Source organism: Mesorhizobium sp. M7A.F.Ca.US.011.01.1.1 (assembly GCF_003998295.1).
Lineage (GTDB): Bacteria > Pseudomonadota > Alphaproteobacteria > Rhizobiales > Rhizobiaceae > Mesorhizobium.
Genome location: NZ_RZRT01000013.1, coordinates 18,180 through 38,412, shown reverse-complemented (window position 1 = coordinate 38,412; position 20,233 = coordinate 18,180). Strand labels below are relative to the sequence as shown.

The 20,233-nt window shown below is 59.7% G+C and carries 24 protein-coding genes and 2 pseudogenes; 12 read left to right on the top strand and 14 right to left on the bottom strand.

From position 1 onward, the window contains the following. Positions 1–26: 26 nt before the first annotated feature. The gene (locus EOA13_RS15385; protein ID WP_127293759.1) at positions 27–425 is read right to left on the bottom strand and encodes a c-type cytochrome; all 399 of its coding nucleotides are present in this window, start codon (positions 423–425) and stop codon (positions 27–29) included. A gap of 176 nt (positions 426–601) precedes the next feature. On the opposite strand from EOA13_RS15385, the gene EOA13_RS15380 reads away from it, so the two are divergent. Next, the gene (locus EOA13_RS15380; protein WP_127293757.1) at positions 602–1,438 is read left to right on the top strand and encodes a universal stress protein; all 837 of its coding nucleotides are present in this window, start codon (positions 602–604) and stop codon (positions 1,436–1,438) included. 78 nt (positions 1,439–1,516) lie between these two features. Here EOA13_RS15380 and EOA13_RS15375 read toward each other — a convergent pair whose 3' ends face one another. From EOA13_RS15375 to EOA13_RS15355, 5 genes and pseudogenes are all read right to left on the bottom strand, one after another. Beyond that, a complete protein-coding gene (locus EOA13_RS15375; RefSeq protein ID WP_127293755.1) occupies positions 1,517–1,963 on the bottom strand; it encodes a pyridoxamine 5'-phosphate oxidase family protein in 447 nt (148 codons plus the stop codon). 11 nt (positions 1,964–1,974) lie between these two features. After that, positions 1,975–2,709 (bottom strand): phosphoribosyltransferase, encoded by a 735-nt coding sequence (locus EOA13_RS15370; protein WP_127293753.1) that lies wholly within the window; start codon positions 2,707–2,709, stop codon positions 1,975–1,977. Positions 2,710–2,712: 3 nt separating this feature from the next. Next, positions 2,713–3,225 (bottom strand): DUF2267 domain-containing protein, encoded by a 513-nt coding sequence (locus EOA13_RS15365; RefSeq protein ID WP_245490384.1) that lies wholly within the window; start codon positions 3,223–3,225, stop codon positions 2,713–2,715. A gap of 110 nt (positions 3,226–3,335) precedes the next feature. Next, positions 3,336–3,766 (bottom strand): annotated as a pseudogene (locus EOA13_RS15360) (aminotransferase class I/II-fold pyridoxal phosphate-dependent enzyme); the annotation flags it as partial. Between the two features lie 302 nt (positions 3,767–4,068). Continuing rightward, a complete protein-coding gene (locus EOA13_RS15355) occupies positions 4,069–4,884 on the bottom strand; it encodes a universal stress protein (protein ID WP_127293751.1) in 816 nt (271 codons plus the stop codon). Positions 4,885–5,053: 169 nt separating this feature from the next. Here EOA13_RS15355 and EOA13_RS15350 point away from each other — a divergent pair, with 169 nt between their 5' ends. The 3 genes from EOA13_RS15350 (at position 5,054) to EOA13_RS15340 (ending at position 6,201) form a co-directional block, all read left to right on the top strand. Beyond that, positions 5,054–5,485 carry a phasin family protein gene (locus EOA13_RS15350; protein WP_245486347.1) on the top strand — a complete coding sequence of 144 codons (432 nt, stop codon included), beginning with the start codon at positions 5,054–5,056 and terminating at the stop codon, positions 5,483–5,485. A gap of 19 nt (positions 5,486–5,504) precedes the next feature. Then, positions 5,505–5,858, top strand: coding sequence for a cytochrome c (locus EOA13_RS15345; RefSeq protein WP_127293749.1), 354 nt, complete (start codon positions 5,505–5,507; stop codon positions 5,856–5,858). 112 nt (positions 5,859–5,970) lie between these two features. Next, the gene (locus EOA13_RS15340) at positions 5,971–6,201 is read left to right on the top strand and encodes a hypothetical protein (RefSeq protein ID WP_127293747.1); all 231 of its coding nucleotides are present in this window, start codon (positions 5,971–5,973) and stop codon (positions 6,199–6,201) included. Positions 6,202–6,361: 160 nt separating this feature from the next. On the opposite strand, the gene EOA13_RS15335 is transcribed toward EOA13_RS15340, so the two are convergent. Further along, positions 6,362–6,667 (bottom strand): lipoyl domain-containing protein, encoded by a 306-nt coding sequence (locus EOA13_RS15335; protein WP_245490392.1) that lies wholly within the window; start codon positions 6,665–6,667, stop codon positions 6,362–6,364. A gap of 50 nt (positions 6,668–6,717) precedes the next feature. Between EOA13_RS15335 and EOA13_RS15330 the strand changes: the two genes are divergently transcribed. Next, positions 6,718–6,990: a hypothetical protein gene (locus tag EOA13_RS15330; protein ID WP_348629756.1), complete on the top strand. Its 273-nt coding sequence runs from the start codon at positions 6,718–6,720 to the stop codon at positions 6,988–6,990. Here the strand turns inward: EOA13_RS15330 and fixJ are convergent. Together fixJ and EOA13_RS15320 are read right to left on the bottom strand one after the other, a co-directional pair. Then, positions 6,987–7,601 carry a response regulator FixJ gene (gene fixJ, locus EOA13_RS15325; RefSeq protein WP_127293745.1) on the bottom strand — a complete coding sequence of 205 codons (615 nt, stop codon included), beginning with the start codon at positions 7,599–7,601 and terminating at the stop codon, positions 6,987–6,989. The two genes, EOA13_RS15330 and fixJ, sit on opposite strands and share 4 nt — an antisense overlap. Then, a complete protein-coding gene (locus tag EOA13_RS15320; RefSeq protein WP_127293743.1) occupies positions 7,591–9,144 on the bottom strand; it encodes a PAS domain S-box protein in 1,554 nt (517 codons plus the stop codon). The genes fixJ and EOA13_RS15320 overlap by 11 nt, the downstream gene beginning before the upstream one ends. Before the next feature lie 200 nt (positions 9,145–9,344). On the opposite strand from EOA13_RS15320, the gene EOA13_RS15315 reads away from it, so the two are divergent. From EOA13_RS15315 to EOA13_RS15300, 4 genes and pseudogenes are all read left to right on the top strand, one after another. Next, the gene (locus tag EOA13_RS15315; RefSeq protein ID WP_127293741.1) at positions 9,345–10,157 is read left to right on the top strand and encodes a universal stress protein; all 813 of its coding nucleotides are present in this window, start codon (positions 9,345–9,347) and stop codon (positions 10,155–10,157) included. Then, positions 10,088–12,781, top strand: a complete 2,694-nt coding sequence (gene mgtA / locus EOA13_RS15310) for a magnesium-translocating P-type ATPase (protein WP_127293739.1) — start codon at positions 10,088–10,090, stop codon at positions 12,779–12,781. The genes EOA13_RS15315 and mgtA overlap by 70 nt, the downstream gene beginning before the upstream one ends. A gap of 4 nt (positions 12,782–12,785) precedes the next feature. Next, positions 12,786–13,259, top strand: a pseudogene (locus tag EOA13_RS38740) (NUDIX domain-containing protein). 95 nt (positions 13,260–13,354) lie between these two features. Further along, complete coding sequence (locus EOA13_RS15300) at positions 13,355–13,624, top strand: DUF6455 family protein (RefSeq protein WP_127293737.1); 270 nt, start codon at positions 13,355–13,357, stop codon at positions 13,622–13,624. A gap of 274 nt (positions 13,625–13,898) precedes the next feature. Here the strand turns inward: EOA13_RS15300 and EOA13_RS15295 are convergent, their stop codons facing one another. The 3 genes from EOA13_RS15295 to EOA13_RS15285 all read right to left on the bottom strand — a co-directional run bounded on the left by EOA13_RS15295 (position 13,899) and on the right by EOA13_RS15285 (position 15,518). After that, the gene (locus EOA13_RS15295; protein ID WP_127293735.1) at positions 13,899–14,597 is read right to left on the bottom strand and encodes a CBS domain-containing protein; all 699 of its coding nucleotides are present in this window, start codon (positions 14,595–14,597) and stop codon (positions 13,899–13,901) included. Between the two features lie 132 nt (positions 14,598–14,729). Further along, positions 14,730–15,197: a DUF2231 domain-containing protein gene (locus EOA13_RS15290; RefSeq protein ID WP_127293733.1), complete on the bottom strand. Its 468-nt coding sequence runs from the start codon at positions 15,195–15,197 to the stop codon at positions 14,730–14,732. 87 nt (positions 15,198–15,284) lie between these two features. Further along, entirely contained in the window at positions 15,285–15,518 is a 234-nt protein-coding gene (locus EOA13_RS15285) for a hypothetical protein (RefSeq protein WP_127293731.1), read from the bottom strand. 185 nt (positions 15,519–15,703) lie between these two features. Between EOA13_RS15285 and EOA13_RS15280 the strand changes: the two genes are divergently transcribed. From EOA13_RS15280 to EOA13_RS15270, 3 genes are read left to right on the top strand one after another with little or no spacing between them, the layout of a single operon-like run. Beyond that, entirely contained in the window at positions 15,704–15,973 is a 270-nt protein-coding gene (locus tag EOA13_RS15280; RefSeq protein WP_245486349.1) for a PepSY domain-containing protein, read from the top strand. After that, positions 15,973–16,638 (top strand): response regulator transcription factor, encoded by a 666-nt coding sequence (locus tag EOA13_RS15275; protein WP_127293727.1) that lies wholly within the window; start codon positions 15,973–15,975, stop codon positions 16,636–16,638. Before EOA13_RS15280 ends, EOA13_RS15275 begins: the two co-directional genes overlap by 1 nt. Next, positions 16,638–17,981, top strand: a complete 1,344-nt coding sequence (locus tag EOA13_RS15270) for a HAMP domain-containing sensor histidine kinase (RefSeq protein ID WP_127293725.1) — start codon at positions 16,638–16,640, stop codon at positions 17,979–17,981. Before EOA13_RS15275 ends, EOA13_RS15270 begins: the two co-directional genes overlap by 1 nt. A 7-nt stretch (positions 17,982–17,988) precedes the next feature. On the opposite strand, the gene EOA13_RS15265 is transcribed toward EOA13_RS15270, so the two are convergent. Next, positions 17,989–19,500 (bottom strand): RnfABCDGE type electron transport complex subunit D, encoded by a 1,512-nt coding sequence (locus EOA13_RS15265; RefSeq protein WP_127293723.1) that lies wholly within the window; start codon positions 19,498–19,500, stop codon positions 17,989–17,991. After that, entirely contained in the window at positions 19,497–20,219 is a 723-nt protein-coding gene (locus tag EOA13_RS15260; RefSeq protein ID WP_245490383.1) for an FAD:protein FMN transferase, read from the bottom strand. The genes EOA13_RS15265 and EOA13_RS15260 overlap by 4 nt, the downstream gene beginning before the upstream one ends. Positions 20,220–20,233 lie beyond the last annotated feature (14 nt).

The following is a 20,233-nucleotide window of genomic DNA, read 5'->3' as shown; positions in this document are numbered from 1 at the left end:
GCGAAATTCGTTTCCGCGATCTGCGCTCATTGCTGCAATGTCTGGACATAACCTGCCAACTCATGGATGCGTTCCCTGGTGACGATTTCGCCTGCGTTTGGGCCATATTTCTTCACGTCGCCAGGCAGGAACTGGCTGCCCCACACTGGCATGTCGCGCTCGCCATGCGCCGGCACCACCGCGCGACCGTCGATCACGGCATAAACGCGCCAGTAGGGGAATTCGCCGCCATTGCGCCTGGAGAGGCGTGTCAGGTCGCTCGGCCGCTTCAACAGCTCTTCGCCCAATGGGCCATCGCCCTTGCCTTCGGGACCATGGCAGACGGCGCATGAGTTCATGTATTCGCCCTTGCCGTCGCCGAGCTCCTGGGCGCCGGCCGCGTTAATGGCCAATCCTGCCAGCGCCGCCATGATCAGGAATCTCATCTGTGTTTACCCAATTGATGAGTTGAAACCTAACAGGCTGGGTTTGGCAGTGCGTTGATGCGGATCAAATGCCGCTGCGGTCACGGTGTTTGATTCAGCGCAATGAACGCATCGAGCGCCCTCATTAATGACTGAAACCACGACTGACCCTTCAATCGAAATCAGGAGTCGCCGCCGTGACTTTCAGAACACTGCTTACCGTTACCGGGCCCAACCAGGGTGAGGGCGATCTAAAGCTAGCCGCCTCGTTGTGCGAACAGATCGGTGCCCATCTTTCCGTGCTCGTTCTCGAACTGGCCGCACCGCCCTCAGGAGGCGAGTATGCTGCCGTCGTCTCACCAGCGTGGCTGGAGGAACGTCAGGCCGAGCTGAAAAGGCTCGAGAAACGAATTTCGGAGGTCGCCGGCTTTCTTTCCCAGACCGCCGTATCGGCTGATCTGAGCGACGACTATCCCGACATGGGATGGGCGGACGACGTCATCGGAAGGCGTGCCCGCTACGCGGATCTGACCATTCTCGGACCAGATCTGCTGGCAAGCCATACGCTGAAGGACAAGGTCATCGAGGGCACGCTGTTCTCATCGGGAAAACCCATACTGCTCGTTCCCAAGGGCTCGCGCCCGACGCTAAAGCCGAAACGCATCCTCGTAGCATGGGATGCCCGTCTCGAGTCATCGCGCGCTGTCCGCGAGTCGCTCGATATGCTGAAAGGCGCCGAAGAAGTGCGCCTTGTCATCGTCGATCCCATCGAAAATGAGTTCCATCATGGCGAAGAGCCGGGTGCAGATGCCGCAGCCTATCTGGCGCGGCACGGCGTGAAGGTTACGGTCGACCGGCTGCCGAGCGCGAATCATTCGGTTGCCGATGTGCTTCGCCAGCATGCCGGCGATGTTGGTGCAGAGTTGATGGTGATGGGGGCGTACGGTCATTCCCGGTTGCGCGAGCGAATTTTCGGCGGGGTCACCAAGTCGATGCTTGCGGGTCAATCGCTGCCGGTCTTGATGGCGCGATAGCAATTTCAACGGTAAGGAAAAAGGGCCGGTGCAGATCGCGCCGGCCCTTTTTGTTTCTGGCAAAACTTGACGGGGCGACTACTCGCTTGCTTCTCGTCCGGACACTTGCTTGATGAGAATCCGAAAGAAAACGTGCGGTGCACTGTCGGCTGTGGGTGGAACGACGGGCTTGAGCGCGCCAGGTTCCCACCAGTCGGAGTGCTTGCTCAAGACCGACCAGGCATGATCTCGTTCGAGTTTGTGGCCGATCCGGTCAGGCAGTTCTTCGTATCGGCCATCAACAACGACGCTTCTCCATCCTCGACCTTGGCCGTGTTCGTCGACCTGGACGCACACCAGAGGATTGGCTCGCATCCATTCGATCTTCTTGCCCGGCATTGAAAAGGCATAGAGATGATTGTCGGCATGAGCGTAGTAAAAGGGCACGACATAAGGCTGTCCGTCCTTCGCGCACGCCAGGCGGCCAACCCGGTTGGCCGTCAGCATTTTCGTGCATTCCAAGGCAGAAAGCGTGCGGACCAGCATGACGTGATCTCCTATTTCTCTTTGTTGTTGCGTGTCATTGATTTCGTGGCGGTCGTTGAACTAGCGCTGACGGCGTGCCGCCCAGTTCGGTGTTGCCCAGCCGTGTGCGATCGAGCAGCCTCGTCCATCGCAGAAACGACGTCGCTGTCCGACAGCTGCGGAAACCGCAAGTAATGGTAGCTCAGGGCACGGAACTGTCCTGGCTGACTAATGCAAACCACACGATCAGCTTCCCGTGCCAGGTCGGCTACTGTCTCCTGCGGTGAAACAGGAACAGCCACAATGATTTCCCTGGGTGACCGACGCTTGAGTGCGTGGATCGCGATTTTCATGGTCGTGCCGGTCGTGGCACCGTCATCAACGATGATCGCGGTCTTTCCGGCGATCGACATCGGTTTGTTCTTCCCTCGATAGACAACGCGCTGACGTTCCAGTTCGGGACGTTCATTGGCAATCAAGACACGTAGCGCGTCTTCGTCGAGCGCATAGGTTTCGACAATCTCACGGTTCAACACGATCTCTCCAGGATCACCATCGACGATTGCGGCAACAGCCAGCTCGGCATTGCCGGGCGCGCCCACCTTGCGGACAATAAGCAGGTCAAGAGGAGCGTTAAGAGCTTTGGCCACTTCGACCGCGACGGGCACACCGCCACGCGGCAATGCCAGCACGACAGGCTGATGCAATTGCAGCCTGCTCAGCTCCAGGCCAAGCTTCACTCCAGCGTCTTCCCGGTCGCGGAACATCGGTCAATCCACCGGCCACAGTTTTCGCAGCGACTTCTTCATCGAGTTTCTGACCTGCACGATCTCGCCATGCGAGACGTGCCTGTCGAGAAGCTTGAACACCGCGTTGATCGCGACATCGAAATCGATCTCCTCATCGTAGCCGAAACTGTTTCTGACGCTGAGAACAAAGTCGCGCTTCGTACGCTCGCGCGCAGACACCGAGGGGTTCCAGCCTTCGAAATAGATGCCGCGGACCAAAACAGGCAGTTGCGCCGAAAGATCGGCCATTTCCGCTGGCGACAACCAGTCCCGCACCGTGTGCAGAACGGATCGCAGGAGGCGACAGGCGCTCGGTTCGCTCCAGCAAAGATCCTTAGCAAGCTCCTTGACCCACTGCTGCGCCTGCTGGCCAGCGTGCGTGAAGTCAGCGAAGGACGTGTGTGAAATATGACCCATGGCGATGCTCCTTGAAGTTTGAACTTCATTCTCGGTCATCGAAAAATTTTGAGCATTGAGCCGGATCAAATCGGTCAAAAATGCGCTGTCCCGCTTCATTTTTCAGCGCGGCAGCTATCAACTCGAAGAGCCGCACCGCACGGCGTCGATGGCAGCACTTGTGCAGGTGATGTGGCCCCGAGCGTGGCGAACGCCTTGGTCAGCGTGCCTTTGATGACGTCGATGCGATCAGCCAGGCCTTCGCGTGTAGCGCTCGGCGAGCTCGACGATCTCTCTGATCGGCGCGATGTCGCCATCCATCGAATAGACGCTTTCGAAGACGATCAGCTTGGCGCGATCGCGGGCCCGCCGCCTGCAGCAGGCTTTCCAGATGCGCGATGGTTGCTATGCCGGAACTGTTGCGGCTGCCGCCGGCGCCCGATCCCATCTTGCCGGCCGCATTCTGCACGCGGCGATAACATCGGGATGCTGGACCATGCCGAGATAGTCGTTGGAGCACCAGACCGTGATTTCCTCGGCGCGGCCATTGGAGTGCCAGATAGCGCGCGGAAACTTGCCCGATGCGTTCGAGGTCGGCGAAGACGCGATAGCCACGCTCTGGATGGACCTGGTCGATCACTTCCTCGAAGAACCGCTAGTAGTTCATGTCCTGAATTCCTTGCCTGTTGGGCAATCGCTTGTTCCGCCGCGCCGCCCCCGCAGCTTGGTTTCATCTATTTGGCGTAAGGACCGGCCCCTTCCCAATTGTTACCGCCTGCATGACAATTGCTCTCCACGTGCTCTGCACGCCCGCGTTTTCCTGCGGTGTCTTGCGCCCGCACGTCATCAGCCACGCTCAACTGGGCGACGTTAGCCTAACTGTTTGCGGAAGAGGCCTACGTTGATTCGTGTCAACACCAGGAGCCTGATATGTCATTTTGTTCAGTTCGAGATGAAGCGGTGCAATGATCCGCTGCGCAGTACAGAACGCGTCACGCCGCCAAGGGCCATTTCCCGGAGGCGGCTGTGACCGAAGCCACCCATTACGATCAGATCGGCCGTAATCTCCCGACCGATCTTGAGGAGCAGTTCCGCCGGCTCGGAGCAGCGAGCATCCAGAACTTCCGATCGCGCCTTCACCCCGTGGCGCGCCAAGAACATCTCGACGTCCGCCACATTGTCGGGGCTTCCATGGTTCACTGTGGCGATCACGACATCCCGCGCCGTGATCAGGAAGGGCATGGCGTCGACGACGGCGCGGCGCGCTTCCCGCGTGTCGTTCCATGCTATCAGGATGCTTTCGGCCTTGATCGGGGCAAGGGTTTGCGACGCCACAATGATCGGGCGGCCGGCTGCAAGAATGAGACTTGCCGGATCCAGCATACGATGATGGTCGACGATCAGGTCAACCGCCGGCGAGCCAGTGAGGATCAGGTCGGCGGCACGCGCATTGAGTATAAGCTGGCGAGTGGGATTTCCTATCTCTCCGCGCCAAGAGGCACGATTGCTGCCGTTGACAGTGCTCAGGAAGTCCTCTCTCAAGCAGTTGAGGCGGGCTTCTATCGCCTCCACTTGACACCACAACGCCTTGGTCGCGGCCTGGTCGTCGGTACCGGTGGGCATGACAAAATGCGGCTCGGCCGCACAGAAGCCGACCAGATCGGCATCATGCCGCTGGGCAAGATCCCAAGCCATGGAGATGCGTGGCGTGGCGATGGTGTCCACGTCCAGTTGAACCATGATCGTCTTGAAAGCCATCGCTGCAACCTTTTTGCGTTGAAGCGAAACAGCACGAAGGAAGGGCAGCGACCTTGATGCGTGTCAAACGCTTCAAATCGACCGGTGCCGCTCGATTGCTCGCACATTCCGGCAAAGGTCATACGTCGGTTGATCCGGATCAATGACCCGGCGACGAAAGGGGCTAGCGTTGTGGGCGCAGACTTTTGTTTGCGCCGCCTCACATGGAGTAGCGATCATGCAGACTCATCCCGAACCGTCGCAATGCGGCATGCAACAGTTGCCGATGGCGGAAAACAGTCAGAAGGTCGTCCTCGCTGCGGCGTCTCTTCAGGCGCACGCTTTTCAGGCGGTGATGCGCTATCAGATCGAAACGCTCGCGTTTCTCAAAAACCGTTACGAGCAGGATGCCAAGCTGGCCCACGATCTCGTCGCTGGTTTCGAATTCAACGACGCGTTCGACATTGTCTCGACTTTCCTGCAGAATGCGACATTGCAATACACCACCGAAGCCGGCAAGCTCGCGGCGCTGACCTCCAAACTCGCCTCGGAGACGGCAAAGTGTTTGCGCAAGGAAGCCAGAACCAGCATCGAGGATGTACTGGCAAAGACAGTCGCGTAATTGGAAGGCGCCTGCAACCATGAGCGGCTATATGGGTAATGGGCTTCGCTGGCGGCGTCGATCAGTTTGGGCACTTGCGGCGGTGTTGCTTGGTTCCGTGCTGCCGGCACAGGCCAACAGCTTAACAGAACGCGGTCAGGCACTGGTTGAGTTCAATTGCGCTCGCTGCCACGCCATTGGAAAAACTGACAAAAGCAGCCATCCCGACGCGCCAGCATTTCGCACCTTGTCGAAACGCTACCCAATCACGGACCTCGAGGAAGCCCTCGCGGAGGGCATTTCGACCGGCCACCCGGACATGCCCGAGTGGGTTGCGAGTCCTGACCAGATCGAGGCAATAATTGCTTATATCAGCAGTTTGCAGCAACCGTGATCGAGGCCGCAGTCGCAGCAGTCGGCCGAGCGTGCCAATTGCGGCGCCATCAGAGCCACTCCAGACTGAGCTAGGGCAACATCCGGTCAGCGGCCCGGAAGAACGTCCGCGCATGCGCCACGATCTGGGCCTGCGTAGGATGATCCGCAGGTTCAACGCCGACAATGCGATCCTTCAGGTGAGAATGGTGGTCGCGGATATGCTTGGCCAGTTCATCCTTGCCGATCCTGTTCCACGATCAGCCATTCCCTGCCAGCTGCAGGGCGTTGACGACATCGTAGTAGGAAGCCCCGTTCTCCAGGCACCCTTGCCGTCCACGGTGCCAGCCTTGTTGTGGGTCTGATGATGCGCCAGTGCGGTGGCAAGCCTCACGCGGCTGTCTCATGGTTGAAGAGGAACACCTTGGCTTCGCGATGGTCCAGCCAGGCGACGGCATGTTGGGCCTGCATGTCTATACCTCCTTGGATTAATGGCGCAATCGTCGCGGTTAGGCCTCGAATGCCTCACGCCGATTGGAAGTCCAGCGTTGCCAGGATTGAGCCGGGTTCAATGACGGCATTTGCTGTGGCGACAATCGTCGCGCGGCCATCTGCCGGCGCGACAATCTCGTGAAGCGCGTCTTCGACGCGAACTTCGGCTATTCGCTCGCCGGCCTTGATTGTGTCGCCGCTGGCAATGAACCAACGTGCCAGGATGCCCTCGGGCAGCAAGCTGGACGCCCATAGCGCTTCGTCGACTTTGATGTATTGCATCGCAATTCTCCTTTGACCAGGAATGATAGGCTGCGCACCGGGAGCGTCCTTGACCACGATCAAAGGCAAGTGCCGTCTTGCGGACAAGCGTTCAGCAATTCTTGAAAATGATCCAGGTCAAAGCGCGTCGCGCTGTCTTCGTCAAAGCTAGGATGATGTGGAACTCTATCCAAAGCGCACCTTATGGTCGCCATCTCAAACTCGCCGTCTTCGACGAGGAGGGGGCGCATGCGCTGGTATTTCCCTGCATAAAGAGCCGCGAAGGTTGGAAAAATGCCGTCACCGGCGCCCGTGTCGACATCCGTCCGACCCACTGGCGCGAGTGGGACGAGGAGAAGGTTCAGGCCAGCACTGGCAACCCTCTCGAAGGTTCTCCCTAAGGTCGGGATTCCAAGATCAGCGCCATGCGCACGAGATGGGACAGGCTGCCCGCACCCATTTTGCTCATGACATTGGCCCGGTGGATTTCGACCGTGCGCGGGCTGATCCCCAGATCGTAGGCTATCGTCTTGTTCGGCAGGCCCGCAACAAGTCCATCCAGCACCTGCCGTTCCCGCTCTGACAAGGTTGACAGGCGCCCGCGGATATCTGCGGACCGCGGATGCGCTGCATTCGCCTGGTTGCGGTTGGCCAGTGCGGAGCGGATCGCTTCGATCAGCACCTCGTCGTCGAAGGGCTTTTCGATGAAATCGGCAGCGCCTTCCTTCATCGCCTGAACGGCGAGAGCCACATCGGCATGGCCCGTCATGACAATGACCGGAAGCGAATGTCCGCGGGTTCGGAGCTGCCGCAGGAATTCTATGCCGTCGATCCCCGGCATGCGCACATCGGTGACGATGCAACCGTCGAGCTTGCCCGTCGCGGTCGCTAGAAAGGCTGTGGCCGATTCATGCAGGCGCACGGCAAAGTCTGCCGTGCCCAATAGAAATCCAAGGGACTTGCGGACGTCCACGTCGTCGTCGACCACGTGCACCAGATCGCTAGTGGCCATTGGTGACCTCATCTTTCTCGACGATGCGCAACGTAAACCGAAAGGCGGTACCGCCGGCCGGCATTGCCTCGGCCCATATGTGACCGCCATGTGACTCGACGATGGTGCGGCAGATGGAAAGGCCGACGCCCATGCCCTGCTTTTTCGTGGTTACGAATGGCTGGAACAGTTGTGCGGAAACCTCCGGTGCCAGACCGGCGCCGGTGTCGATGACGCTTACCTCGGCCATACCATCGTTCTTGGCAACGGTCGTGACTTTCAATTCGCGGCGCGGCGCATCCTGCATGGCCTCTACCGCGTTGCGCATGAGGTTGAGCAGAACCTGCTGAATCTGGATGCGGTCGGTCAAGACCAGTTCGGCGGCAGGGTCAAGCTTATAGCTGACGAGGACATTTATCTCCCTGGCGCCAACCAGGGCCAGGGACGAAGCTTCCTCGATCAGCGCCGGCAGTCGTTCGACCTGACGCTCGCTTTCGCCCCTTGCAACAAAATCCCTCAGATGACGTATGACGTCGCCTGCCCGCAGCGCCTGCTCAGCCGCCTTTTCCACAGCATCCCGCAGCATGGGCGCGTTCTCTTCCGTGCTCTTCTCGAGCAGCCGACGACTGCCCTTCAGGTAGTTCGTGATGGCTGTTAGGGGTTGGTTGATCTCATGAGCAAGCGTCGAAGCCATTTCGCCAAGTGCTGTAAACCGCGCCATGTGGAGGAGCTCCTGCTGCTGCTCCTGAATTCGTGCTTCTGCGCGATGGCGCTCGGTCAGGTCGCGGCAGAACCCGGTAAAGAAGCGTCCGGTTCCAGGGTTCATTTCGCCGACGGAAAGCTCCATCGGGAAGGTCGAACCATCCTTGCGCATCCCGGTGACGGTGCGGCCGAGCCCAATAATCCGGCGCTCTCCCGTCGTCAGGTAGCGAAGCAGATAGGCATCATGCTCGTCGCGGTAGGGCGGGGGCATCAGCATTTTCACGTTTTGACCGATGACTTCACCTGATTGATAGCCAAACAGCGTTTCGGCCGCAGTGCTGAAGGATTGAATTCCGCCCTGTTCGTCGATGACGACCATTGCATCCGGCACCGTGGCAAGGATCGATCGCAGATGGTCCTCACGCAGCCGAAGTGCTGCGTTTGCAAAGGAGAGTTCGCTGACATCCGTGCCTTCAATGAAGATCGCGGTGATACGGCCATCGTCAGCCTTGACCGGCTGATAGACAAAATCGAGGATGCGCTCTTCGACCGGTCCGTCGGCTTGGTTGCGAAGGCCAACCTTCACGCCGGCGCCCCTGTAGGGCTCGCCGGTCGTGTAGACCTGGTCCAGATGTTCGAAAAACTCAAGTTCTTCGAGCTCGGGAAAGGCATCCCGGATTGACTTTCCAATGACCTGCCTGTTGCCGATCAATCGCTGATAGGCGGCATTGGTCAATTCGAAAATATGACCCGGCTCGCGCAGGAGCGCGATAAAGCCCGGAGCCTGATCGAACATCCGCGACAAGAGGGCTTTCAGTGTCGTCCCAGCGGGCGACAGACTGAGCGCTTCGTCTTTGATCACGTGAAATTCCTCGGGTTGAGACGGTGCTACCTGGGCTAACTACCACTTCTCGCAGAACACGCAAAACAGATCGAAATGACGCTTTCAGACGATATGCCGTTGGCAGCCGCAATTGGCGGTCTTTTGACGCGCGTCAAGGCATCGGGCGCTGGCGCCTGCAATCATCGAGAATTGCGCCATTTCCGCGAAAGGCACCCGCAATGTCCTACAAGTCAATCATCGTGAACCTCGCCATCGATGCCGCTCCTGAACCCATAGTGAGGGTGGGGATCGAACTTGCCGAACGATTTGGAGCGCATCTGATCGGCCTGGCGGCTGCGGATGTTCCGCCTTTGGTCGCGACTGGCGACGGTATGGTCTACGAAGGCGAGGTCATGCAGATCCAGCGAACGGAGATCGAAAAGCGGCTCGCAGAATTACGTGACGTGTTCGAGTCGCTTGTCCCAGCTTCGATCACAACCGAATGGGAGCAAGCGGTCTGCAGTCCGACCCGCCTGCTCAGTGCAGAAGCGGCCGCGGCCGATCTCATCGTCACCGGCGGCGTTGATGGCGACAATGTCTTTCGCGCCGTGGATATCGGCAGCCTTGCACTCGGGACGGGGCGGCCAGTCTTGGTCACTGCCAGCAATATCGAGCATATCCGCGCGAAAACCATGCTGGTTGCCTGGAAGGACACACGGGAGGCACGGCGGGCGATAGCCGATGCACTGCCTTTCCTGGGCAAGGCGAACGAGGTCGTCGTCGCCACAATTGACACCAGTCGTGACGAGAGCATTCGTGACAGCCTCGCCGATGTCGCGGTTTTTCTCGAACACCATGGCATCAAGGCGCAAACCGAGCTGATCACCGGCGAGGCTGATGGCGACAGGCTGCTGACTTTCGCACGCTCCATCCATGCGGATCTGATCGTCTCTGGCGCATACGGCCATAGCCGCTTGCGGGAATGGGCTTTTGGCGGTGTCACCCGCACGCTCATCGAAGAGAGCGGCATAAGCCGCTTCATGTCGTATTGATGACAAGCGAAGCTGACCAGCAATCCGTGCCGCCGGACGGCGCCGCTTATTGGTCGATCGAGACCGATGACCTCCTGCGGAGCCTCAAGACGTCGCCATCGGGGCTTGCCGCCTCCGATGCCGCATCGCGGCTGGCAAAATTCGGCCGAAACACACCGGCGTCGACGTCGAGCGCATCGGCCGTGGCAGTGTTTGCCCGCCAGTTCCGCAGCCCGCTGGTCCTGATCCTCATTTTCGCGGCCGGCGTGTCCGCTTTCGTGGGGGAGGGCCAGGAGGCTGCGATCATCGGCGCGATCGTGTTGGCAAGCTGCGTCCTGAGCTTCACCCAGGAGTACGGTGCCTCGCGGGCGACCGAAGCACTGAAACAGCGTATTTCGCGAAAGGCTATCGTGTTGCGTGATGGTGTCGAGTGCTCGGTCGCCGCCGAAGACATCGTGCCGGGTGACGTAATCCGGCTTTCGGCAGGAAACCTCATCCCTGCCGACGGTGTCATTCTGGACGCGCGCGATTTCAATGTCAGCGAGGCCGTGCTGACCGGCGAGACCTTCCCCGCCGTGAAGACCCCCGGACGATCCGCGCCGAATGCCGCGCTCACACTGCGCACCAACGCGGTCTTTACGGGCACATCCGTCCGTAGCGGCACCGCAACCGTGCTTGCAGCAGCAACCGGGACCCGCACGGAATTCGCGTCGATCGCCGCGGCCCTGGAGCGACAAATTCCCGAAACAGGGTTTGGCCGAGGCATCCGGCTGTTCGGCTATCTGATGACCGAGATCATGCTGGCGATAGTCATCGTGGTGTTCTTCGCCAATCTGCTGCTGCATCGACCGCTGATTGACTCGCTGCTGTTTTCGCTGGCACTGGCGGTGGGCCTCACGCCGGAGCTTCTCCCGGCTATTATCAGCGTGACCCTTGCTCGTGGTGCCCGCGCCATGGCCGCCAATGGCGTCATCGTGCGCCGTCTCGACGCCATCGAGAACCTGGGCAGCATGGATCTGCTGTGCACTGACAAGACGGGGACGCTGACGGAAGGCGTCATCCACCTGGATGGATGGCTCGATGTCGATGGCAGTCCGTCTACCGATGTTCTGCTCTGGGCACGTCTCAACGCGACCCTGCAGACCGGCCTGAAGAACCCGCTGGACGAAGCGATCGCAACCGCTCCGGGCGAGGGCGGATCGTTGGCCGCCTTCTCCAAGGTCGACGAAATCCCCTATGATTTCATTCGCAAGCGGCTTTCCGTTGTAGTGCGGACCAATGACGCCGAAGATCTTCTGATTACCAAAGGCGCCGTAAAAAATATCCTCGAAACCTGCAGCTTTGTGCGAACGGCCAAGGGGCTGGAACCTCTCAATGAAATGCACCGTGCTGCAATCGACGAAAAATTCCGGCGCTGGAGTGCGGACGGCTACCGCGTTCTGGGCCTGGCCATCCGTCGGTTTGAGAGCGCAAAACCGTTCAGCAGGAAAGACGAGATCGATCTCGCCTTCGCGGGCTTTCTGCTTTTCCTCGACCCGCCAAAGAAAGGCGTCAAGGAGACGCTCGCCGAACTCGCCCAGCGTGGTATCGCCGTAAAGGTCATTTCTGGCGACAACCGTTACGTTGCCGCACATCTCGCCCAGACGATCGGCTTGCACGCCGACAGGATTATGACCGGCGAGGAGCTTTCGAAATTGACGAAGAGCGCCCTCTTCGCAGGCGTGCAGCACACCGACCTCTTCGTCGAGATCGACCCCAACCAGAAGGAGCGCATCGTTCACGCTTTGCGGAGCAGGGGCCATGTCGTAGGCTACCTTGGCGACGGTATCAATGATGCGCCTGCCCTTCATGAGGCCGACATAGGCATCTCGGTCGACAGCGCTGTCGATGTTGCGCGCGAAGCGGCCGATATCATCCTACTCAAACAGGATCTAGGCGTGCTTGTGCGCGGCGTCGACGATGGTCGCAAGACCTTCGCGAACACGATGAAGTACATTTCCATCACCACCAGCGCCAATTTCGGCAATATGATCAGCATGGCCGTTGCCTCGATGTTCCTGCCTTTCCTGCCGCTTCTGGCCAAGCAGATCCTGCTCAATAACTTCCTTTCCGACGTTCCTTCACTCGCCATTGCAAGCGACAACGTCGATCCCGACCAACTGCGCCGGCCTCGCCACTGGGATATCCGTTTTGTGCGGCGGTTCATGATCAGCTTTGGCCTCGTCAGTTCGCTCTTCGACGTCGCGACCTTCGCATTCCTTGTGTTTTTTGCGCACGCCACGGAGGCCGCATTCCAGACCGCGTGGTTCGTCGAGTCGTTACTGACGGAGCTTGCCATTGTGCTCATTGTGCGCACGCACAGGGTTTTCTGGGCGAGCCGTCCGAGCCCGTTGCTTGCCTGGTTTACATTGGCCGTTGGGATTATCGCTATCATGATCCCCTATCTGCCGTTTGCAGCCTGGTTCGGCTTCGTGCCCTTGCCTCTGCCCGTGCTGGCCGTGCTTGTCGTAATTACCGCGCTCTATTTACTCGCCTCTGAGGCGACCAAGCGCTGGTTTTTCGGACAAGAGAACCGCAACTCGCGGAAGAGGGAGCATTCGATTGAAAGAGAGGCCAAGCCTCGTGCAGCCTGTCCGAGATCATAGGGCCGTGCGGACGCTTGAAGCGACGGCGAAAAGAAGCGCAGGAATTCTGCCCTATCGAGGATCTGACAAGGGTCTGCAGGTGCTGCTTGTCCATCCTGGAGGCCCGTTGTGGCAAAGGCGCGATCTTGGCGCCTTGTCGATTGCCAAAGGCTAGTATGACGAAAGCGAGCTGCCCGAGGCAGCGGCACGACGTGAGTTCACGGAAGAGAGAGACTGGGAGCCCACGGGAGCCCTGCTCACTCTGGGTCAATTGCGCCAGCGAGGAGGCAAACTCATCACTGCATTCGCGTTCGAAGGCGACTTCGATACCGCGACGTTGCGCAGCAACCTGTTTGAGGTGGAATGGCCGCCACGCAGCGATCGGGTACAATCGTTTGCCAAGATCGATCGTGGTGAATGGCTGGATTGAACACTGGCCAGGGACAAGCTGGTGGTCGGTCAACGGCCTTTTCTCGACCGCCTCGTCGCGTCGGTTTAGCCGTCAAGGGCTTGTCAGCTGATCGCCTGTTGATCGAGATCAACGCCGCCTGCTGCCAACATGCCAATGATCAGCAATAGACAGGAGTGATCACCATGACCTTTCTCGATTACGTGATTTCAGTCGACGCCAGAACCGCTTTGATGGGTCGTATGATGCAGAAGCTCGGCGTCGACAGACAATTGAAGGTCGTAGCCGACCATGAGGCCGTCACCGGCCGGGCGGTGGACCGCTGCCGTTCCTGTGGGCATCAGGATGAATGCTCGGTCTGGCTCAACGAACACCAGCAAGCCGACAACCCGCCAGACTATTGCCGCAATAGCGACTTGATCGCTCGACTGCAGCATGCGGCTGGCCAACGCTAGCCGTTCGAGTCCTCGGCCTGGACCATGTCGTGCTGTGCGTGTTCTGACGAGAGTCAACGCAACCCACGTTTTGCAGTTGATAAGTTTGCATTCGACGGGCGCAAGGCAAAACACTGGCAGAAAAAGTTGCGGGCGCGCGCTTATTGCCTTTGCCCTGTTACGCCATCGGCCATTGATCACCCTGGTCGCACCTTAAGCGCGGCGAAGCCTTGGGCGACCACTAGCAACACAGAGAGGCAATGGTGTGCCTCGCCACCGGTCAATGTCAGCTCCGCTACGAAACAAGGACCACCGACACGGGATCGGCGCAGAAGAGATTGTCCTTGACAGCATTGACGCCGGCGACGTTTTCGGCGGCGACTATCGCTGCCTGGCGCTCGCGTTCGTCGAAGATGGCGCCGCCCAGTGTCACGATGCCACTGTCCACCGTCACGTTGATCAAGTCGTTGCCGGCCCATTTCTGCGCCGCAAGCTCGGTTATGATGTTCTGCCGAATCTGTTCGTCGTCGATGACCGTGGCGGCACCATCCGGAAGAATGCCGAGCAATGCCCGCAGAAGATCAGAGCGGGTGACGATGCCAACGACTTTCCCGCCGTCGATGACCGGAATGCGTTTGACATGGTGACGCGTCATGAGCTCGACGATTTTCGCGAGCGATGCCGCTGGGGATGCCGTCACGACATCTTGCGACATCACCTCCTCAACCCGTCGGCCATTGGCCCGGACATATTGGTCGGCGGCTTTCCCGGGGCTGACGAGAAACTCCAGCCAGCGCGAGCGCTTGTGTTCCGTGCCCAGTTCTCCTCGTCGCAGGAAATCGCCCTCGCTGAGGATCCCGACCAGCCTGCCGTCGCTGCGAATGACGGGGAGGCCACTCACCTTTTTGGCGAGCATCAACCCGGCCGCCTCGGCGATCGATGCGGACGGGTCTATGCCGACGACCGGCTTGCTCATTATGGCTGCGGCTTGCATCTTCGTTCTCCGGAGTTTTCCAAAACCTCCGGCTTCTTAGGAGTCACATGTATAAAGCGCCTTGATCTGCATCATTTTGCCATCGAGACAAATGGTCCATGTGTGGGGTCGCGAATGACGGGCCCGTGCCCGTCAACCAGAGATCGCGGTCTTGGCGACATTCACGCCAAGTTCGTAGACAAGCAGACCACCATAATAGGCAGTCGTGGTGACCAGCACCGCTCCGCCAATTTCAATCAGAGGAATGGCGATCGTCACAGCCCGGAACTCGCGGTTCCGAATCCAAAGCGCAAGCCTCACAAATCCCCAGATCAGGAAGGCAAAAGCAGTGATACCTCCCAGGCTTTCGTGGATTTCCGCGATATCGCTGCTGAAGCCGGCCGCTTCGGCGTGATCCAGGGCAAGACCGCCGAAGAACCAGGTTCCAAGGGCGAACACGCCGGCAGCCAGGGCCACAAACGTGGAAATCGTGCCGGCGCCCGATTTTCTCGTGACGGCGTTGCCACCAGCCAGCGCTACAAGGTCGATAGCCGCAAGCGTGTAGATCAGAACAATGGGAAAATGAACAAGAATGGGGTGGATGTGTTGAATGGGGACCATGAAATGCTCCAGGGATTGGTAAGGGACTTTGGATAATTGCCAGCCTTGCAGCGAGCCTTGGCCCGCCACGCACAGCGAAGGGAAGACCTAGTCGTTTTCGTCGGCCTCATCGCCTTGCCGGTCGTCACACTCATCGTCGCCACCCTTAATCGCTTTCGGAGTGGAGGCGTCCTGCATCGGGATGGCCTGCAGATCAATCGGGCCGGATGGGACAACAGACGATGACGCCCCACATGATCCTTCGTCCGATTCAGCGGCCGCGGGTAGGGCAAAGATCGTGAGGCTTGCAAGTGCTGCAAGGACAAGCATGGAATTGCGCATGGTCTGGTATCCTTCTCGGCGCGGCCATGATTGGACGCGATGATGCCCTGATATGGACCCTTTGCTTGCCGTGGGCTGAGGATAACTGACAGCAAATTGAAAGCTGCAACGTGCGACATGCCTTGCCGATGAGAAGACAATGGAAGCGTTTGGCGGTGCTGGGTCTCGCTGGACTTATCCTGGCAATGCCTCTCGTTGCCCGTGCCGACGAGGACGATGACGGCGACCATGACCGGGCGCGGGATTTGTACGAGCACGGCGAAATCAAGGGCCTTGCCGACATACTGGACCTTGTCCGCGCCAAAGCTCCCGGCGATGTTATTGCGGTCGATCTCATCCGCGAGGCCGACAGATGGGTCTACCGGTTCCAGGTCTTGGGTGCCGATGGCAGGCGAAAGACCGTCGACGTCGACGCCGGCGCCGGTGTCATCATGCGCGATGGGGAGGGTGACTGATGAAGATCCTCCTCGCCGAAGACGAGCCCCGTATCGCTGCCGATATCGCGACCGCCCTCAAGGCATCCGGAATGGCGGTCGATATCGTAAGGGATGGTGAAGCTGCCTGGTTCGCAGGCGATGTCGAGAATTACGACGCCGCGATTCTGGATCTCGGATTGCCCAAGCTCGATGGTCTTACGGTCTTGAAGCGCTGGCGGGCCAATGAGCGCAGGTTTCCGGTTCTCATCCTGACCGCAAGAGGCATGTGGACCGAACGTGTCGACGGCATCAATTCCGGCGCTGACGACTATCTTCCCAAGCCTTTTGAAATGGAAGAACTGCTCGCTCGGTTGCGCGCCATCCTGCGCCGCTCGGCCGGGCAGGCGGCACCCGTGTTGAGGTCAGGGCCGCTGCTCTTGGACACACGCCAGATGCGCATTTCGCTACGCGGCATCCCCGTTTCCCTGTCGCCGCTGGAATACCGGCTCCTGGCATTTCTGATGCATCACGCCGGGCGGGTGGTGGCGCCGACCGAATTGGCCGAGCATTTGTACGATTCAGGCAACGATCGCGATCCGAATGCGATTGAGGTCATTGTAGCGAGGTTGCGACGGAAACTCGGCAGCGATGTCATCGAAACGCGACGTGGGTTCGGGTATCTGATGCCCGATGATCCCGCTTGATGGGCAACTCGATCCGCTTCCGGTTGTGGTTGGCTGCGACAATCTCGATTCTTGTCGCGCTCGGCATCGCCGGCGCGGGCTTGCGTTATCTGTTCGAACTCCACGTCGAGCGGCGCGTGGTGGGCGAGTTGACGGTCGACCTCAACGAACTGATCGGCGCAACGGCTTTCGCCGGCGATGGCCGCCTTGTCGTGACCCCAGTGCTGACCGATCCGCGGTTTGCCAACCCACTCTCCGGTTACTATTGGCAGGTGGAGGACATCACCACCGGCAGCCTCGAGCGTTCGCGATCATTGTGGGACGCCAAGCTGCTCCTGCCTGCCCAGAGCGCAAGTGGTGGGCTGCGAACGGTCGAGGAGTTCACGGGCCCGGGCGGAGAACTCAGCATTGCAGTCGAGCGTACGATCATCGATGCCGGAGGCCGGTCGTTTCGCGCCATCGTGGCGGAAGATCATCGAACCGTTGAGCTATCTGTAAGCGAATATGTTCGCGACCTTGCTCCGGCTCTCTTGATGCTCGCTGCAGTTCTTATGGCCGCGTTTTTCATCCAGATCACCATCGGCCTTGCACCGCTGGAGACCTTGCGGGTCGCCGTCAGAAACGTGATCGCACAACGAACGACACGGCTCGATGTGGCGGCACCAAGCGAGGTGCAGCCGCTCGCGGACGAAATCAATCGTCTTCTCAATGCCCAGGAAAAGGCCCTTGCCCGAGCCCGCTCGCGTGCCACCGATCTGGCACATGGCCTCAAGACGCCGCTGCAAGTGCTGTCGGCCGACATTCGTGCGTTGAGAAAGAAGGGCGAGACGGACTTGGCCGACGAGATCGAGAAGAGCGCCGCAGCGATCCGGCGCCATGTCGAGCGGGAGCTCGCGCGCGCCCGCCTCGCGCCCGGCATCTCCGGCAAGGCATCCTGCCTCGTGTCGGAAGTCGCGGCTGGCGTCATTGCCGTCGTCAAACGGACGCCAAGCGGCAAGCAGCTTTCATTCAAGATGACTGTCCCGGAGGATCTCACAGCGCCGATCGATGAGGGTGACCTGTCGGAAATCCTCGGCAATCTGGTCGAGAACGCGGCGCGCTACGCAAAATCGTCAGTGCAGGTCGATGCATCCGCCGCCGCTGGCAAGGTGACCATCACTGTCGCCGACGACGGACCCGGCATACCGAATGCGGATCGCCAATCCGCCTTGTCACGTGGCGTTCAGCTCGACAGCAAGGGCGGCAGCAACGGCCTCGGCCTGGCCATCGTTTCCGACATCGTCGAAGCCTACGGCGGGTGTCTTGCCATGACCAACGCCGACCCGGGCCTGGTCGTGACCATTTCCTTGCCACGACACAATTGACCCTGCTTCAAGCAAAACCTGGGAAGTAGTCGACCCTTATCTTCGAGCGGCGCACGCCCATGGCCAGCAGTTTCTGACGCAGCGCCTTGACCATCGCCTGCGGGCCGGAAATATAGAATGTGCGTTCGAGATAGTCAGGTATGGCCAAACGTATTAGGCGCTCGTCGATGTGACCGGGATACTGCCCGCGCTCGCCACCGCGCGCCACGGCGTGGACCGTCTTGATGCCAAGTTCCTGCCTGGCCGCGCCAAGCACGTCGCGATAGGCAATATCCTGCTGGCCTTCGGTTCCGTAGAGGACGACGATCGGCCGCCGCTCCTTGCGGTCGAGGAGATATTGCAGCATCGAGCGGAACGGCGTGATGCCGATGCCTCCGGCCAGGAAAGCGATCTTGGTTTCATGCCGGGCGGGCAGCGTGAAGTTGCCGGCCAGTTGCGCGGCGTGGATCGTGCTGCCCGGCCTCATGGTCATCAATTCGCGCTTGAAGGCACTTGATTGTGGATAAAACTTGACGCCGAGACGGATCGTTTCCTCCGTCGGCGCCGAGGCCACCGTGAAATAGCGGCGGTTGCCGCGATTGTCGGCACGATCGAGGCCAAGCGTCCATTCGAGATACTGGCCGGGCTCAAAGGCGAGTTTGCGCGGCGACCGGAAGACGAAGTCAAAGCTGTCGACAGCCGATTGCTCAATGCGCTCAAGAGTCAGCACGAAGCGTCCCTTGGGGCCTGCCGCATAGGCAAACAGGTTGCCGGCAAGCAGCGCCAGTTCCGGCGTGAAATAGAACGAGCCGATATGGATGTTGGGAGCAAACAGAAAGCCGACGATGGCGGCAAAGGCGATACGCGGCCAACGCATCGTCGGCGCGGTCAGCGGCTCGGTCAGCATCACAAAGGCAAAGAACAGCAGAGGCGACGAACCGAGTGTCTCCGCGAGTGCGGTCCGGTACTGCGACGGGTCCGTGGTTGCCAAAATGGTCGCCAGCGCCACGACAACAAAGGTCGAGACAAGATCAAGCCGGCGCAGTTTGCGGACAATGAGCATGCCACCGACGAGCACGAGAGGAAGCAACGGGAAATTGCCGCCGACCCACCAGGTGGCGGGTTGGTCGAGCAGCAGCGCGGACACCGCCACGCCCAGCGCAGCCGGATTGAAAAGGTGCTTCCGGCCGATGGCGAGAATGAACTTGGATGATATCGCCCAGACGGATGCGAATGCCACCGCCGCAATCCCTTTGATGTCCGTGACCGCTACCGGATCGACGATGAGCGCCAGGATGAATGCGGTGATGTAGACGGATTCATTGTTGGCCGGGACCGCGAAGACATACGCAAAAATCCTGTTGGTGATCCAGCAGGCGGCCAACGCCAAAGCCGTCGTGAAGGCGAGCGCAATCGGATCATGTGGCACGAGCCTAACGAAGCCGAACACGAACGCCGCGCCGACCAGCGCCATCAGATAGTAGAGGATCAGCCTGTACATGGTCAGGTGATCCAGAAATCGGTCGATGGTCTTGATCATGGCAGGCAAAGGGCTCCGAACCCGGTTGTCGGCGTGGCGCGGCCATTGGCGTCGACGAGATAGCCCTCCAGGCCAGGCGTCTGCTCGATGAAGAGAATGCCGTCCCGCCCCATGGCGAACGCCGCGGTGGCGAAACGATCGGCTTCAAGCACATCCGGGCCGATGACGGTCAAACTGATGATGTCCTGGATCGGACTGCCAATCCCATGCGGGTTGTAGATGTGCTGGCCTCGGACATAGGTGCCGGAGGTCGCGACGCCGCGGCCGCGGGGATAGACGATCTTTACGATCTCGTTCGCATTGAACGGATTGCGGATGCCGACGCTCCAGTCCTGGCCCGATGCATTCTTGCCGCTGGACTGGATATCGCCACCCGCCTCGATGAAGAAATCGCTGATGCCGGCCCGTTGAACAATCCTCGCGGCATTGCGAATGGCCCAGCCCTTGACGATGCCGGAAGGATCGAGCGACCCGTCGGGCTTGCGAATATCGAAGTATCCGTCCGTCTCGTCTTTTGTCTGTCTGGCAATGGCCAGCACTTCCATCATCTCGCCGCTCCAGTCGACGACCGGAACGTCGCCGCGGTTGATGGCCGCGATCTCGCTGTCGGCCCGGTACGTGCTGAAGCGCCTGTCGACATTTTCAAAATAGCCAAAGACCGTATCGATCAGTTCACCGGTCGACGCGCCACCGATGTCGACCGTGATGGGCATGCCCATCAAAATTCGCGTGT

Coding starts and splice junctions, on each gene's coding strand:
- EOA13_RS15385 (WP_127293759.1), bottom strand. CDS start 425: ATGAGATTCCTGATCATGGCGGCGCTGGCAGGATTGGCCATTAACGCG.
- EOA13_RS15375 (WP_127293755.1), bottom strand. CDS start 1,963: ATGCTGGTCCGCACGCTTTCTGCCTTGGAATGCACGAAAATGCTGACG.
- EOA13_RS15370 (WP_127293753.1), bottom strand. CDS start 2,709: ATGTTCCGCGACCGGGAAGACGCTGGAGTGAAGCTTGGCCTGGAGCTG.
- EOA13_RS15355 (WP_127293751.1), bottom strand. CDS start 4,884: ATGGCTTTCAAGACGATCATGGTTCAACTGGACGTGGACACCATCGCC.
- EOA13_RS15345 (WP_127293749.1), top strand. CDS start 5,505: ATGAGCGGCTATATGGGTAATGGGCTTCGCTGGCGGCGTCGATCAGTT.
- EOA13_RS15340 (WP_127293747.1), top strand. CDS start 5,971: ATGCGCCACGATCTGGGCCTGCGTAGGATGATCCGCAGGTTCAACGCC.
- EOA13_RS15330 (WP_348629756.1), top strand. CDS start 6,718: ATGATCCAGGTCAAAGCGCGTCGCGCTGTCTTCGTCAAAGCTAGGATG.
- fixJ (WP_127293745.1), bottom strand. CDS start 7,601: ATGGCCACTAGCGATCTGGTGCACGTGGTCGACGACGACGTGGACGTC.
- EOA13_RS15315 (WP_127293741.1), top strand. CDS start 9,345: ATGTCCTACAAGTCAATCATCGTGAACCTCGCCATCGATGCCGCTCCT.
- mgtA (WP_127293739.1), top strand. CDS start 10,088: ATGGGCTTTTGGCGGTGTCACCCGCACGCTCATCGAAGAGAGCGGCAT.
- EOA13_RS15300 (WP_127293737.1), top strand. CDS start 13,355: ATGACCTTTCTCGATTACGTGATTTCAGTCGACGCCAGAACCGCTTTG.
- EOA13_RS15295 (WP_127293735.1), bottom strand. CDS start 14,597: ATGCAAGCCGCAGCCATAATGAGCAAGCCGGTCGTCGGCATAGACCCG.
- EOA13_RS15290 (WP_127293733.1), bottom strand. CDS start 15,197: ATGGTCCCCATTCAACACATCCACCCCATTCTTGTTCATTTTCCCATT.
- EOA13_RS15285 (WP_127293731.1), bottom strand. CDS start 15,518: ATGCGCAATTCCATGCTTGTCCTTGCAGCACTTGCAAGCCTCACGATC.
- EOA13_RS15280 (WP_245486349.1), top strand. CDS start 15,704: ATGCCTCTCGTTGCCCGTGCCGACGAGGACGATGACGGCGACCATGAC.
- EOA13_RS15275 (WP_127293727.1), top strand. CDS start 15,973: ATGAAGATCCTCCTCGCCGAAGACGAGCCCCGTATCGCTGCCGATATC.
- EOA13_RS15270 (WP_127293725.1), top strand. CDS start 16,638: ATGGGCAACTCGATCCGCTTCCGGTTGTGGTTGGCTGCGACAATCTCG.
- EOA13_RS15265 (WP_127293723.1), bottom strand. CDS start 19,500: ATGATCAAGACCATCGACCGATTTCTGGATCACCTGACCATGTACAGG.
- EOA13_RS15260 (WP_245490383.1), bottom strand. CDS start 20,219: ATGGGCATGCCCATCACGGTCGACATCGGTGGCGCGTCGACCGGTGAA.